We start from the raw sequence: 15,810 nt of genomic DNA on the forward strand, positions 1-15,810 counted from the left end.
AAAATCCAACTAGCCTATGTTAGTTGGATTTTTTTATGGAAAATAACAAAACATAGAAAGGAGAAACTTATATTTTAGGAGTATAATTATGAAACTTATGAATGGTAAGTTGTTTTGGAATAAAGGAGTTTCTGTACCTTGTTATCCACTGTTAGAAAATGATATGATATGTGATGTGCTCGTAGTCGGAAGCGGCGAAGCTGGTGCTCATATAGCGCATTCGTTAGCGAAAATTGGCATGAGTGTTACGCTTATTGAAAAAAGAGCAATTGGGTGTGGTAGCACAGCTGCTAATACAGGTTTACTACAATTCCTTCATGATAAATCGTTAACCTCCCTTATCCATACATTTGGTAAAGAAAAAGGGGTACGAGCATATAAGCTTTGTTATGAAGCGCTAAGAACAATGGAAGAGGTTATACCGACTCTTGATATTGATCCCCATTTTATTCCGCGAAATAGTTTATATTATGCAAGTAAAAGTGAGGATGTCTCATTTTTACAAGAGGAATATAATACGTTACAGAATTATGGATTTCCAGTTGAATATTTTACAGAAGCTGATATTAAGAAACGTTATTCTTTTGCAAAACAAGCAGCGTTATATACGCAAGGTGATGCTGAGGTGAATCCGTATTTATTAGCGCATAGTTTTTTGCATAAAGCAAACCAAATAGGAGCTAATATATATGAACATACAGAGGCAATACATATAAAAAAACGCCAAAATGATTTAATTTGTTACACGAAAACAGGAAATCAAATTGTAGCAAAGAATATTATTATGGCGACAGGTTATGAAGCGCTTTTTGGAAAGAAAGAAAAAAATACAACAGTAGAAACTTCTTATGCAATTGTAACAAATGAAATAGATCAGTTTGAAGGCTGGCATGAGCGATCGTTAATTTGGGAAACGGAACGGCCTTACTTATATTTTCGAACGTATCGAAACCGCATTATTGTAGGCGGATTAGATGAAGCGATGCAAATTCAAACAATCGGTGATACGAAATTATTGCATAAGCGTGATATCCTTATTAATATTGTAAAAGAGATGTTCCCGCAGTATAAAAATATACAGGCAGACTACTATTGGGCAGCCGCATTTGGTGGTACTCATGATGGTCTCCCCATTTTAAAAGAAGACGAAAAGATACATAATTTGTTTTACGCATTGCCGTATGGAGGTAATGGAACTGTATATGGAATGGTCTTTGCCAAATTATTTGAACAGTTATTTACAAATAAAGAAAGGGAAGATTTTTCTTTATTTAATCGATAGAAAAAAGGTAGCGAAGTGATGGAATGAGAGATATAAAAAAGTTTTTACAAAAATTACGTCCAGTACAACTCATTGTTTTATTTTATTTATTAGCAGTAGTTGTATCGGTAATCTTGCTTAGTTTACCGTTTGTTACGAAACCTGGTGTGAAATGGACATTTATAGATGCCCTTTTTACATCGGTTAGTGCGGTAAGTGTTACGGGGCTGTCTGTTATTACGATTTCAGATACGTTTACTACAGCAGGAATTATTGTTTTAGCCCTTATTTTACAATTAGGCGGCTTAGGAATTATGGCGCTTGGTACATTTGTTTGGATCATTACGGGGAAAAAGATTGGTTTGCAAAGAAGAAGATTAATTATGGCAGACCATAATCAAGGAAATTTATCGGGTCTTGTAGAATTGATGCGTTCTATTTTAATTGTAATTATTTCGATAGAACTTATTGGAGCAATCCTATTAGGTACAAGATTTTTACTTTACTTTCCGACTTGGCAAGAAGCTTATTTTCACGGTTTCTTTGCAGCAGTTAGTGCGACTACGAACGGTGGATTTGATTTAACAGGACAATCGTTAATTCCGTATAAAAAAGATTATATTGTTCAAATGATTCATATGTTACTAATTATTTTAGGGGCGATTGGTTTCCCTGTGCTAATGGAAGTGAAGCAATTCCTTAGTAAAAGAGGACAACAATTATTTCGTTTTTCATTATTTACAAAATTGACGACAACAACATTTTTTGCACTCGTTGTTGTTGGTACAATTATGATTTTTTTACTGGAGAGAAATCACTTTTTAGTAGGAAAGTCATGGCATGAAACGGTATTTTATACATTATTCCAATCTGTGACGACGCGAAGTGGTGGACTTGCTACGATGGATATACGTGAATTGTCACAACCGACGCTTTTATTTATGAGTATATTAATGTTTATAGGGGCATCTCCAAGTTCGGTTGGGGGCGGAATACGTACAACTACATTTGCTGTTAGTATATTGTCACTATACACCTTTGCAAGGGGCGGTAGAACAGTTAGAGTCTTCAAACGTCAGCTACATGAAGAGGATGTACTAAAAGCATCTGTCGTTATGACGATGGGGATTTTGTTATGTGCTACTGCGCTATTCATTTTATCTATTACGGAAAATGTACCGCTTATGAGCTTAATTGTTGAAGTTTGTTCTGCTTTCGGAACGACGGGACTATCAACAGGTGTTACGCCTGATTTAACAACTGTTGGGAAACTTGTACTCATTGTGCTTATGTTTATCGGACGCGTTGGTATTTTAACATTTATTTTAGCTAGTGGTGGAAGGGAACAACCACCTCGCTATAAATACCCGAAAGAGCGGATTATTATTGGATAGTATGAAACCATTCTACCTACGTTAGGTAGAATGGTTTTTTAGTCGTTAATACCAAATTGTGGATGCATAAAAGCTTCATTTTTATTATCCACTTCGTTTTTTAGTAACTCTTGATTTTCTTCTGAAATCCACCCAATATCATTTGTCGGATGGATCCACTCATCGCCAGCCATAATGGCAGGATCTACTTCATCACTCCAATTGTTAAGCGGACTGTTCTCGGAATTATATTTACTGTCTCCAATTACAACATTATATTGATTCACAAAAGGTTGTTGCATCGTTTTTCCTGTTCCTTTAAAAGATGGAAAATTCATTTGATGCGGGAGCGTTTCGTCTAAAATTGGTGATTGAATCTTTTCTTTTTTCTTCAAAATTATCGCTCCTTTTTATAATGATTTCTTCATATGTAGTATTTCCATCTAACGCCCCTTATGTACTTGTTAACACTTGCCAGTAATAATTATTTTAAGTTGTTTCAAACTAGAGTAGAAAGTGATTTCTTGAGAGCAGGTGAATGTATTGGTAAAAAGAAAAGTGAAACAAAATGCGGCAATCAATAATAATAAAACTCCGAAAGAAAGCTTACCAGATGCAGAATTTGCATTAGAGTATGAAGGAGAAAATAGCGCAAAGTATGCTAATCGTAATTCAAAAAAAGGGAAACAAAAATGAGGCGTTTTTTACAAACGCCTCATTTTTTTGTGGGATTATAAAGGTTTTTTTAATTATTTGTAAATTTAGTGTTTTCTATTAGCAGAAAAATGCGAAAAAACATAGAAGTAGCAACGTATTACACAAAAACAAACAACAAACAAAAGATTAATGTTGGTTTAATACTGCTTTTACACTAGTTGTTTATATTTGAGTTGTACATAAGATTTGTAAAAGGAGAGAGAAACAGTGAAAAAAACAATCTTTAAAGCTGTAGCGACTGGAATGGTATTTTCGTTATTAATGGGGTGTGGTGCAAAGAAGGAAGAAAGTGCTGGAGCGAAAGTGAAAGATGACAAATTATCTGGATCATTAACTGTTTACACAGCAATTGAAGAAGAGCTTGTACCAATTTATCTTGATTCCTTTAAAAAGAAATATCCTGATGTGAAATTGAACATTGTACGTGATTCAACAGGAGTTATTACTGCGAAATTGCTAGCTGAAGGGAAAAATACACAAGCAGATGTTGTATGGGGAACTGCGGCATCAAGTCTATTAGCTTTAGATAAAAAAGATATGTTAAAAGGATACTCTCCAAAAGGAGCAGATCGTGTTCTTCCACAATTTAAAGATGATAAGCAACCTGAAAAATGGGTAGGAAATACTGCATTTATGACGGGGATTGCTGTAAATAAAGAAGAGTTAAAGAAGAAAAATTTACCGATGCCAGAATCATATGAAGATTTAACGAAACCAGAGTATAAAGGAACACTTGTTATGCCACATCCAGCGTCATCTGGAACAGGATTTTTAACAGTTTCTGCATGGCTACAAATCATGGGTGAAGATAAAGGCTGGGATTACATGAAGAAACTTCATGATAATATGGCAAGTTATACGCATTCAGGATCAAAACCAGCGAAATTAGCAGGAGCAGGTGAATATCCAGTCGGTGTATCAATGGTTTATAGTGCTTTAAAAGAGAAACAAAAAGGTGCACCAGTTGAAGTTGTACTGCCGAAAGAAGGATTAGGGTGGGAAGTAGAAGCGAACGCACTTATTAAGAAAGATAATGCGAAAAATGATAAATTAGCACAAGCATTTTTAGATTGGGCAATTACTGATGATGTAATGAAGTTATACTTTGAGAAAAATGGATTTGCGACAATTAAAAATGATTATAAACTTCCAGAGGGATTCCCGAAAGATGTTACTGAAAAATTATATAAAAAGAATGACTTTAAATGGGCAGCAGAAAATCGTGACAAAATTTTAGAAAAATGGGAAAAAGAGTTTGGCCAAAAAGCAGAACCGAAAAAGTAAGTGAGTGGGAGAGAGAAAAATGAGCGAATATTTATCAATTCAACACATTCAAAAACAGTTTGATGCATTTACAGCGTTAAAAGATATTTCTTTTACTGTGAACAAAAATGAGTTTGTTTGTTTATTAGGCCCGAGTGGCTGTGGGAAAACGACGTTGCTTCGCATTTTAGCGGGACTAGAGGAACCAACGACTGGCAGTATAGCTGTGAATGGAAAAGATATTACAGCATTGCCTCCTGGGAAGAGAAACTTCGGAATGGTTTTCCAATCGTATGCTTTATTTCCGAATTTAACAGCACTTGAAAATATTGAATACGGCTTAAAGACAAAAAAATATGGGAAAGCAGAAGTGAAAGAGAAAGCGCTAGATGCGTTAAAACTTGTAGATTTGCTGAATGTAAAAGATAAATATCCTGCTCAAATGTCTGGTGGACAACAGCAGCGAGTAGCACTTGCACGTGCGCTCGCTCTGTCTCCAGATATTTTGTTACTCGATGAGCCGTTATCAGCTTTAGATGCAAAAGTGCGTGAAAAATTACGTAGGGAAATGCGTGATTTGCAAGAGAAAATAGGAATAACGACGATTATGGTAACGCATGATCAAGAAGAGGCATTAACGATGGCTGATAAAATTGTTGTAATGAATCATGCGGAAATTATGCAGATTGGAACACCAGAGGAGATTTATCAAAGACCAGCCAATCCGTTTGTGGCAGATTTTATTGGTTCTATTAATTTCTTTTCGAAAAATAACGAAGAACATGCAATTCGTCCTGAACATGTAACAATTGTACAAAAGGACGGTATTAAAACAGTTGTGGAAAGTATGGAATTTCGCGGATCTGTATATCGGACGGAAGTACGAGTCGTAGAAGAAAACACACACCTTTATAATGAGAAAATTGTAGTGGATATATTAGCATCAGAAGTAGAAGCAACGGCTATTAGAAAAGGAAAGCCGATTCAAATCTCTTTCTCAGAAAATCATATGTTGTCATATGGAAAGAAGGTCATTGTATAGATGGAGATGTTAGAAAACTATAAGGTAGAAAGTACGAAAAAAAAGATTAAGAGAAGTATAGGGAAAGAGGAATGGATCCAAAGGCTCGTAATTATCGGTATGATTCTTTCCTTCCTTATCATACTTGTATTACCGCTATTACAACTATTTACACAAGCTTTTTATAATAAAGATGGAGTTTTCATTGGTTTAGCGAATTTCAGTAAATATTTCACAACACCAACTTTAGTTCAGTCTTTACAAAATACAGTATGGATTTCGGGCGCAACAACAATGATTTCAGTTGCAATCGCATTCGTTTACGCATATGCAATTGCCCGTACGAATGTTTTTGGAAAGCGCGTATTTCAGTATGTAGCGTTATTACCATTGTTTGCACCAACGATGATGCACGGTATAGCACTTACATATTTATTTGGTAATCAAGGGCTAGTAACGAAAGGAATGTTTGGTTTATTTGAAGGTATACAAATCCCTTTATATGGACCAATAGGAATTGTAATAGCTGAAGTTATGTATACATTTCCGCAAGCCTTTCTCATATTGCTAATTGCCTTTCAAGGATCTGATTATCGTTTATATGAAGCTTCTAATATGTTAGGAGCCAGTAAAACAAAGCAATTTTTCACGGTTACTTTACCTAGTGTAAAGTACGGATTAATTAGTGCAATGTTTGTTGTGTTTACACTTAGTTTTACTGATTTTGGGGCACCAAAAATTGTTGGTGGGCAATATAATGTGCTTGCTACTGACGTATACAAACAAGTAATTGGACAGCAAAATATGCCGATGGGTGCAACTGTCGGAATGATTTTATTAATCCCAGCTATATTCGCATTTGTAGTTGATCGTATTACGCAAAGAAAGCAGGCGAATTTCTTATCTTCAAAAGCAGTACCATACAGAATAATAGCTAATAAGAAAAGAGATGTAATCTCATTCATATATTGTAGTGTGATTACCCTTATGATCATTCTATTATTTGTTGCAGTTGGTATTGCTGCAAGTGTGAAAGTATGGCCATATAATATGAGTTTTACATTTGAGCATTTTAATTTTTCCAGTTTAACAGGAGATGGACTTGAAGCATTTAAAAATAGCGTAATTGTTTCAGCAGTTACAGCAGTTATTGGGGCGATCTTAACATTTGTATTCGCATATGCAATTGAGAAAATAGACCAGCTACAATTTTTTAGAAAAACAGGTTACTTTTTCTCTATAGTGCCGTTAGCGATACCAGGTTTAGTACTCGGATTAGGATATGTCTTTTTCTTTAGTCAACCAACGATTCAAATTCTTGGACTATCAGTAACGAATCCGTTTCATTCTTTATACGGAACAATCGCTGTATTAGTACTAGTAAATATCATTCATTTTTATTCTGTAACATTTGTCACGGCAACGACTGCCTTAAAGAAATTAGACCGAGAGTTTGAGCTTGTTTCGCAGTCGATGGGTATTCCGTTTTATAAAACATTCTTCCGAGTAACAGTACCAATGTGTTTACCAGCAATTTTAGAAATGGTAATGTACTACTTCGTAAATTCAATGGTAACTGTATCGGCAGTTGTGTTCCTATATGCAGCTGATTTTAAACTAGCTGCCGTATCAATCGTAAATATGGATGATGCAGGAAATGTAGCGCCAGCAGCTGCAATGAGTGTACTTATTGTTGTTACAAATATTGTAGTGAGAGTTGTATATGAATGGGGAACGAAAGCACTTCGTAACCGAACTTCACAATGGCAAAAAAGATAAGTAAGAAGGGTGATGGACAGAATGAAAATTGAAGCAGTTATTTTTGATTGGGCAGGTACGACGGTTGATTACGGATGCTTTGCACCACTAGAAGTATTCATGAAGATTTTTCATAAACGCGGCGTTGAAATTACAGCAGAAGAAGCACGTAAGCCAATGGGATTATTAAAAATAGATCATGTAAGGGCACTAACAGAAATGCCTCGTATTGCGGATGAGTGGAAGCGTGTCTTTGGTCACTTACCAACAGAAGCAGACATTCATGAGATGTATGAAGAGTTTGAAGAAATTCTCTTTTCTATTTTGCCAAATTATGCTAAGCCGATTGATGGGGTAAAAGAAGTAATCGCTTCTTTACGTAAGAGAGGCATTAAAATCGGTTCAACAACTGGTTATACGAGAGAAATGATGGATATTGTAGCAAAGGAAGCAGCGTTACAAGGATATAAACCTGATTTTCTTGTTACGCCAGATGATGTTCCAGCAGGCCGCCCATACCCATGGATGTGCTATAAAAATGCAATGGAACTTGGTGTGTATCCGATGAACCATATGATAAAAGTAGGGGACACAGTATCAGATATGAAAGAAGGTAGAAATGCTGGAATGTGGACAGTTGGTGTAATTCTTGGAAGTAGTGAGCTCGGTTTAACGGAAGAGGAAGTGGAGAGTATGGATTCGGTAGAGCTTCGTGAAAAAATAGAAATAGTTCGTAATCGGTTTGTTGAAAATGGGGCTCATTTTACGATTGAAACGATGCAGGAGCTCGAAAACGTAATGGGACATATCGAGAAACAAGAACTTATTATTTCATAAAAGGGGTACGGGATCATGAATGAAAATCACTACTTATTATTAACACCAGGACCATTAACGACAACAAAATCAGTAAAAGAAGTTATGCTATACGATTGGTGTACGTGGGATGTTGAATATAATACGATGGTGCAAGAAGTAAGAGCTAAACTTGTATCGTTAGCGACGAAGGAAGAAGAGAAATATACAACAGTGTTAATGCAAGGAAGCGGTACGTTTTCAGTTGAAGCAGTAATTGGTTCTGTTATTCCGGCAAATGGGAAGCTTCTCGTTTGTACAAATGGTGCGTACGGTAAGCGCATTGTACAAATGGCAGAGATGTTACAGATTGATGTAGTGGTCAGCCAAACAGAAGAGTGGGAACCTACTAATATTGTAGAAGTAGAAAAGTTATTGGAAGAAGATAAAGATATTACGCATATTGCAGTTGTTCATTGTGAAACAACGACAGGCATTATAAATCCAATTGTAGATGTATGTAAATTAGGAAAGCAGTATGGAAAGGTTACAATTGTTGATGCGATGAGTAGTTTCGGCGGGATTGAAATAGACATTGCTGATTTACAAATTGATTTTTTAATTAGTAGTGCGAATAAGTGTATTCAAGGGGTTCCTGGATTCGGATTTGTAATCGCAAAACGTGATGAATTATTGAAGTGTAAAGGGCAAGGACGCTCTTTATCTCTTGATTTATATGATCAATGGGAAACGATGGAAAAACAAAATGGGAAATGGCGTTTTACTTCACCTACACATGTTGTACATGCTTTTTATCAAGCACTACTTGAACTAGAAAAAGAGGGTGGAGTAAGAGCGCGTTACAATCGATATTACAACAATCAAAAACTACTAGTGAATAGAATGGGAGAAATCGGATTTAAGCCACTAGTAGATGAGAAATATCAATCTCCTATTATTACATCTTTCATTTATCCAAAAGGGGAGTTCGAGTTTCAACAGTTATATAACGAATTAAAATGCTATGGATTTGTTATTTACCCTGGGAAAATTTCGAAAGTAGATACGTTCCGGATTGGAAATATAGGTGATGTACATGAAGAAGATATTAATCGCTTAGTTGATAGTATTGCTAAAGGAGCTGTTATTGGGTGAAAGTATTTTGTTTAGGTGGAGCAGGTAAAATTTGTCGTGAAGCTATTTTGGATTTAGTTCAATTTTCATCTTTTGAGACGATTACTGTAGCCGATTTTAACGAGGAAGAGGGCTGTAAAGTAGTAGAATGGCTCAACGATCCTCGTGTTGATTTTGTAAAAGTAGATGTAACGAATCACGAGGATACGGTTGCAAAAATGAAAGGTTACGACATTGTAATGGACGGTACGACGATAAAGCTAAACGGATTGTCGACTCGCTGTATTGCAGAAGCAGGCTGCCACGGTGTGAACCTAAATGGATTTGGTGAAGAAAATGAATCGCATGCTATATTTGTTCAAAATGAAAAAACATGTTTGCCTGGGTTTGGCATGACGCCAGGTGTAACGCAAATGATGGCAATGCATGCAGCAAATCAACTGGATACTGTAGAGTCTGTCCGCGTAAGTCACGGTTCGTATCGTCCGATTGCTTTTTCTGCTTCAATTACAGAGACAACGACATATGAATATGATCCAGATTTACCATCGCGTACAGTGTATGAAGATGGTGAATTTAAACAAGTACTTCCGTTTGCGCGTCCGAGAGAAATAGAATTGCCAGCGCCTTATGGTAAGGAAACGCAGTATATCATTCCGCATTCTGAAACGATTACGTTAGCAAAGGCACTAGAAAATAAAGGTGTCAAACTGATAGAGACGAGAGGGACTTGGCCGAAGCAAAATATGCAACTTGTACGTGCTTTATATGATTACGGCATATTGCGTAATGATCAGATTGAAATAAACGGGAAAGAAATAGGCATTATGGATTGTATTTCGCAGTATTTATTGCAATCGAAAGAAGGACAAGAAACAGAGCTTTATGGTTATGCACTTCATGTAGAAGTAATAGGTATGAAAAATAATGAGAAGCAAAGACATGTGTTATATCATACACATCCGTTATCTGATGGTTCTGTTGTAGGATGGGAAAAATTAAGGGCGTATACGAGAAACGTCGGTATTCCATTTGGGATTGCTGCAGAGTTAATTGCAACTGGAAATGTAAATAGGGTGGGTGTTGTTACGCCTGAAGAAGCTTTTGAAAATCCACAATTAATTTTTGATGAACTAGCAAAGCGCGGTATTCATATTCATGAAGAAGTTTCTACTTACAAAGAAAATTATAACTTTGTATAAGCAAGGAAGCTTATGAGGGAGATATAAATGAGGTGAATCTATGTCTGTAGTAGGAGAAGAAAGAAAGCGAACCATTCTTGAAAAGGTAGAATTTAAAGGAAAAGTAAAGGTTTCAGAATTAGCGAGAGAATTTGCTGTATCAACAGAAACGATTCGTCGATATTTAGAAGAATTAGATCGTGAAAAGAAGCTGAAAAAAGTGTATGGTGGAGCTGTTCAACTTCCAGGCGCTGGGGTAGAGGCGCCAATGTTAGAAAGAGAAATGCTACATATAGAAGAGAAGAAAAGAATTGGTTATAAAGCAGCGACATTTGTAGAAGATGGTGATGTCATTGCAATTGATGATGGAAGTACACCGCTTCAAATGGTTCCATACCTTGTTCATCGTAAAAACTTAACGATTGTAACAAGTTCATTTCCAGTCGCAACACAATTAATTTCTTCTATTAATAAAAAGATGTTTCACGGTGAAGTTTTATTTATAGGTGGAAAAGTATCTCCAAAGCATTCGCGTGTATCAGGGTCTATTTCTCAGCAAGTAATACAGCAATTCCATTTTCATAAAGCGTTCGTTTCGATTGATGGGTTATTACCTAGCTTTGGAGTTTCCAGCTTTGAATTAGAGAAAGCGAAATTGTCAGAGGCGATGATGAAATTAGCTGAGAAAACATATATTTTATGTGATCATACGAAGGTAGGCGTGAAAGGGAATTATCGTATAGCAGCATTTTCACGTATTCAACATGTAATTTGTGATAAAAAAATGCCATATAGTTTTGAAGAAGAACTTATGAAGCATAATATTCAGTGGACAGTTTGTTAAATAAAGTGAAAGTACCTAAACTCCCGCCTAATTTTTAGGAGGGAGTTTTATTGTCTGCAAATCGTAAAATAAAAGATTTGCATTTATGCAAAAAGTGGACACATTTTCTCATCTCTTTCATATAATTTACCAATACAAAAAAAGTTGGTCGAAGGAAAGAAGGGAGAACATGTCAGAACGAATATATAATAAACTTGTATTGTACGCGAATATTTTGCAAAAAATTGGTGTCATCAATGAGAAGGAAAAAAGTGAAATTCTTCATACGATAGGTAAAAAAGCCCTTTGAATAAAGGGCTTTTTATTTTTATCTTTAAAAATATAAATTTAATGTAATATTCTCATTGACAATGATAATGATATTCATTATCATTTATTTGTAGGTAATTGATAAGGGTTATCAATTATAAAAATTGTATATGATAGGGGATATTATTTTGAAAAAAAATTATATGAAGGCGCTAGTAGTAGCGACAACATTAGCAATTCCATTTGCTACGTATTCTACTCCAGCATTAGCGGCATTAAAAGTTGAAGCAAATCAATCGGTAGCAGCAGCGAGTGATCGCACGTATGATACTGAAATTAAAATATATAAGGACCAAAAAGACGAGCCATCTATGGTTTCTCAATATATAAAAGATCCTAAAGTAACGATTGCAGCTGGTAAAAAAATTGTCACTGTAACAATGCAAGATAGCGATTATTTTCAATATCTTAGAATAGAAGATAGAAACCAGCCTGGTGTATTTCATGATGTGAAGGTTTTGTCAGAAGATAAGAGGAAGAACGGAACGAAAGTAGTCCAATTTGAAATTGGCGAGTTTGAGAAGAAGCACAATATGCAAATGCATATACTTATTCCAGCTATTGGATATGATCACAAATATCAAGTTCAATTTGAAATTAAAGATCCAACTGTAGGTAACAAAGAAACAGAGAAACCAGATGATAACTCTAATTCAGGCAATACGGAAACGGATAATCCAGTTGATAATCAAAATATGATAACAGATAACAAATTAAGAGAACTTGTGAATAAAAAAGTATTTAATAGAAAAGATTTAAATACACCAATTACGAAAGAAGAGTTATTACAAGTAAAGGATTTATTTTTAAATACAAATGAGATACTTGATTATAGTGCATTAAAATATATGCCAAATTTAAAATCTTTAACAGTTGCGAATGCGAAGATAAAAGACCCGTCGTTCTTTGCGAACTTAAAGCAATTAAATCATTTAGCTTTGCGTGGTAATGAATTTGCAGATGTAACGCCACTTGTTAAGATGGATAATTTAGAATCTCTTGATTTAAGTAATAATAAAATTACAAACGTTACACCACTAACTGAAATGAAAAATGTAAAAAGTTTATATCTATCAGGCAACCAAATAGAAGATGTAACAGCATTAGCGAAAATGGAACAACTAGATTACTTGAATTTAGCAAATAATAAAATTACGAACGTTGCTCCATTAAGCGCTTTGAAAAATGTAACATACTTAACTTTAGCAGGTAATCAAATTGAAGATATTAAAGCGTTATATTCATTACCTTTAACAGACTTAGTATTAACACGTAATAAAGTTAAAGATTTATCCGGCATTGAGCAAATGAAGCAATTAGAAGAATTGTGGATCGGGAAAAATGAAATAAAAGATGTTACTCCTCTAAGTAAGATGACACAGTTAAAACAATTACACTTACCTAACAATGAGTTAAAGGATATTACGCCATTATCAAGTCTAGTAAACTTACAAAAGCTTGATTTAGAAGCGAATTATATTTCAGACTTATCACCAGTGAGCAATTTGAAAAAATTAGTATTTCTAAGTTTTGTTGCAAATGAAATCCGTGATGTCCGACCAGTTATAGAACTAAGTAAGACGGCTTATATTAATGTCCAAAATCAAAAAGTATTTTTAGAGGAAACAGAAGTAAATAAAGAAGTAAAAGTACCTATATATGAAAAAGATGGTGAGGTTTCTACGAAAATCCGTCTGAAGAGCGATAACGGTACATATAGTAATGGTGTAGTGAAATGGAGTACACCAGGTGAGAAAGTATATGAATTTGGTGTGAAAGATCCATTCGCGGATACAGGAATTTTCTTTACAGGATCTGTTATTCAAAATGTAGTAGAAAGTAAAGACGGTAATACATCTAAAGAAGATGAGAAAACAGAAGTGGTAGAATTTAAAGATGTACCAAAAGGACATTGGTCAGAAGAAGCAATTAATTACTTAGCGAAAGAAAAGTTATTTATAGGCTATGGAAATGGTGAATTTGGATTTGGGGATAACATTACTCGTGGACAAGTAGCACTTCTAATACAAAGGTACTTAAAATTAGAAAATAATCTAAAACCAAAAACGACATTTACAGATACGAAAGGAAATATGTATGAAACGGCTATTGATGCAGTAGTTCAAGCTGGTATTATGACAGGGTATGGAAATGATACATTCCGTCCAGATGGAGTATTAACTCGATATGAAATGTCAGTAGTACTACAAAGAGTATTTCAGTTAAAAGAAAATGAAAATAGTGCAGAGAACTTTAAAGATATACCAAATGGCCATTGGGCGAAAGGATATGTGAAAGCTTTAGTAGATAATAAAATATCAAAAGGTGACGGGGAAGGGAACTTTTTAGGAGATAATTTCGTAACACGTGAACAATACGCACAGTTTTTATATAATACAATAAAGAAATAAGGTGAAACTTTAATCAGTGGGGGTCTTACTGTCCGGCAAATAGCGGGATAAAAAATGAGGGAAATAAGCTATTCTTTAATTAAAGAATAGCTTATTTTTTTATGTGCAAAATGAAATAGGCAATAGATAGAAGTATAGACATATGAATAGCCTATTTTAAAGAAGAACCACGAAACTATATTGACAAAAAAGCGTTCTCATGTGATAATTCAATTAAATTTTTAGAATAATCAAAAAATATTCCTTTTACATAGAAAGGATTCGAACCTTATATGAATATTATGCCGGGGGTGACGAAATGTTATTTTTTCTGAAGAAATGGAATGAATTAAAAGATGTGAAATCTGAATTGGCACTTCGTGATTGGTTTTATGGTACCAAAATTAGTTTATCGCTATGTACGTCAAAAGAGCCGTTAACATTCTTAGTAAATATTGAGGGAAGAGATAAAGGGCTATTTTCGGAAGAAGATTTTATTGTCGTAAATTGCATGTGCGAGTCAGTATTTGAAAATGAAGAAAAACCAGCTGCAGAGTCATTTATGCATGCAGATATTTATAAAAAAAGTAGTGCAGGATGTATTTTACAAGTGCAGACTGTAGATAGTCATTTAATATCAGAGTTATATGGAGAAGAAGGAGAAGTAACGTTCGATAAACGCAGTGTGGAGCGTGTTTTCGGAAAAGAAGGTATAACAGAAATGACAATTCCAATTGTAGAAGATGAAAAAAAATTCGCTGATTTATTAGAAAGTAATGTTCCGAATTTCATTGAAGGTGGAGGAGTAGTTCTTGTTCATAATTATGGCATGATTGTGTGGGGGAAAACGCCAGAAGAATCGAAAAAATGGCTAGAGGGTATAGAATATTTAATGAACTATCATGTAAAGTTATTAATGATTAAAGGCGCAAGGAGCTCTGTTATATAAAAATGTATGTGATATGGATACAAGTTAATAAATAAATGAAAGCGTTTTAAAAATAATTTCACTCATAAAATATAGGTCTCCTTATTATATATAGATTACATGTTGACATGTAAGGAGGAACATATTTTGCGAGTTAAATATCATTTTCTGCCAAAGCAGCAAGTAACATTTTGCAAAATAAATGATTCTGGTGAAGAGGCACTGCAAATGATGAACGAAACGGGATTTCGAGCCATCCCGGTATTAGCAGAAGATGAGAAGAAATTCACGGGGATTATTTATAAAGTAGATTTATTAGAAAAAAAATGCAATAGCGGATTAGATCATGTAAGTGCAGGAGATATGCTTGACAATTCCGATGCATTTATTTTTGAAAAGGATTCCTTCTTCAGAGCCTTTTATGTAATTCGTCGGCTTCCGTTTTTAGCCGTGCTAAATGATTATAATGAATTTGTCGGTATGTTAACGCATTCGAATATATTTGATGTTATTGAAGATTCATTTGGTATGCGAACAGGTGGTTATATATTAACAATTGCAACACAAGATTGTAAGGGGACGATTAAAGAGCTTGGGACATTGTTAAAAGCATATAATATCGGTGGTTTGTTTACACTCGATAACGGTGATCAATATATCCGTCGGGTTATTGTAAATATATCAGATGAGTTAGATGAAACAAGATTAAAGCAATTAATCGGAAAAATAGAGAAAAAAGGATTCAGAGTGAGTCATGTAGATTATATTTAAGTTAAAAAAAAAGTACCTATCTGTTATATACAGATAGGTACTTTTTTGTCCCGTTATTTGTGGGC

14 protein-coding genes are annotated in these 15,810 nt (G+C 34.7%); 13 read left to right on the forward strand and 1 reads right to left on the reverse strand.

What is annotated here, in order from left to right; all coding sequences use genetic code 11:
• Positions 1–88 precede the first annotated feature (88 nt).
• A complete protein-coding gene (locus tag MHH27_RS07060) occupies positions 89–1,282 on the forward strand; it encodes an NAD(P)/FAD-dependent oxidoreductase (protein ID WP_340942060.1) in 1,194 nt (397 codons plus the stop codon).
• 23 nt (positions 1,283–1,305) lie between these two features.
• Positions 1,306–2,655, forward strand: coding sequence for a TrkH family potassium uptake protein (locus MHH27_RS07065; RefSeq protein WP_001204706.1), 1,350 nt, complete (start codon positions 1,306–1,308; stop codon positions 2,653–2,655).
• A 38-nt stretch (positions 2,656–2,693) separates the two neighbouring features.
• Here the strand turns inward: MHH27_RS07065 and MHH27_RS07070 are convergent, their stop codons facing one another.
• A complete protein-coding gene (locus tag MHH27_RS07070) occupies positions 2,694–3,029 on the reverse strand; it encodes a DUF3905 domain-containing protein (RefSeq protein ID WP_000726028.1) in 336 nt (111 codons plus the stop codon).
• 139 nt (positions 3,030–3,168) lie between these two features.
• Here MHH27_RS07070 and MHH27_RS07075 point away from each other — a divergent pair, with 139 nt between their 5' ends.
• The 11 genes from MHH27_RS07075 to cbpA all read left to right on the forward strand — a co-directional run bounded on the left by MHH27_RS07075 (position 3,169) and on the right by cbpA (position 15,745).
• On the forward strand, positions 3,169–3,330 hold the full coding sequence (locus MHH27_RS07075) for a hypothetical protein (RefSeq protein ID WP_001997002.1): 162 nt from the start codon (positions 3,169–3,171) through the stop codon (positions 3,328–3,330).
• 228 nt (positions 3,331–3,558) lie between these two features.
• The gene (locus tag MHH27_RS07080; protein ID WP_000750893.1) at positions 3,559–4,635 is read left to right on the forward strand and encodes a putative 2-aminoethylphosphonate ABC transporter substrate-binding protein; all 1,077 of its coding nucleotides are present in this window, start codon (positions 3,559–3,561) and stop codon (positions 4,633–4,635) included.
• Between the two features lie 19 nt (positions 4,636–4,654).
• On the forward strand, positions 4,655–5,656 hold the full coding sequence (locus MHH27_RS07085) for a putative 2-aminoethylphosphonate ABC transporter ATP-binding protein (RefSeq protein WP_000006196.1): 1,002 nt from the start codon (positions 4,655–4,657) through the stop codon (positions 5,654–5,656).
• The gene (locus MHH27_RS07090; RefSeq protein WP_000425531.1) at positions 5,657–7,414 is read left to right on the forward strand and encodes a putative 2-aminoethylphosphonate ABC transporter permease subunit; all 1,758 of its coding nucleotides are present in this window, start codon (positions 5,657–5,659) and stop codon (positions 7,412–7,414) included.
• A 21-nt stretch (positions 7,415–7,435) separates the two neighbouring features.
• On the forward strand, positions 7,436–8,230 hold the full coding sequence (gene phnX, locus MHH27_RS07095; RefSeq protein WP_340942063.1) for a phosphonoacetaldehyde hydrolase: 795 nt from the start codon (positions 7,436–7,438) through the stop codon (positions 8,228–8,230).
• Between the two features lie 15 nt (positions 8,231–8,245).
• The gene (gene phnW, locus MHH27_RS07100) at positions 8,246–9,343 is read left to right on the forward strand and encodes a 2-aminoethylphosphonate--pyruvate transaminase (RefSeq protein ID WP_090975882.1); all 1,098 of its coding nucleotides are present in this window, start codon (positions 8,246–8,248) and stop codon (positions 9,341–9,343) included.
• On the forward strand, positions 9,340–10,524 hold the full coding sequence (locus tag MHH27_RS07105; protein ID WP_025118330.1) for a saccharopine dehydrogenase family protein: 1,185 nt from the start codon (positions 9,340–9,342) through the stop codon (positions 10,522–10,524). Before phnW ends, MHH27_RS07105 begins: the two co-directional genes overlap by 4 nt.
• A 40-nt stretch (positions 10,525–10,564) precedes the next feature.
• Positions 10,565–11,347 (forward strand): DeoR/GlpR family DNA-binding transcription regulator, encoded by a 783-nt coding sequence (locus MHH27_RS07110; RefSeq protein WP_000117666.1) that lies wholly within the window; start codon positions 10,565–10,567, stop codon positions 11,345–11,347.
• Between the two features lie 419 nt (positions 11,348–11,766).
• On the forward strand, positions 11,767–14,067 hold the full coding sequence (locus MHH27_RS07115; RefSeq protein WP_258131796.1) for an NEAT domain-containing leucine-rich repeat protein: 2,301 nt from the start codon (positions 11,767–11,769) through the stop codon (positions 14,065–14,067).
• 298 nt (positions 14,068–14,365) lie between these two features.
• Entirely contained in the window at positions 14,366–14,995 is a 630-nt protein-coding gene (locus tag MHH27_RS07120; protein ID WP_000895987.1) for a class II aldolase/adducin family protein, read from the forward strand.
• 126 nt (positions 14,996–15,121) lie between these two features.
• Positions 15,122–15,745 (forward strand): cyclic di-AMP binding protein CbpA, encoded by a 624-nt coding sequence (gene cbpA / locus MHH27_RS07125; RefSeq protein ID WP_001264204.1) that lies wholly within the window; start codon positions 15,122–15,124, stop codon positions 15,743–15,745.
• The last annotated feature ends 65 nt before the right edge of the window (positions 15,746–15,810 follow it).

Source organism: Bacillus sp. FSL L8-0152, assembly GCF_038006365.1.
GTDB lineage: Bacteria > Bacillota > Bacilli > Bacillales > Bacillaceae_G > Bacillus_A > Bacillus_A cereus.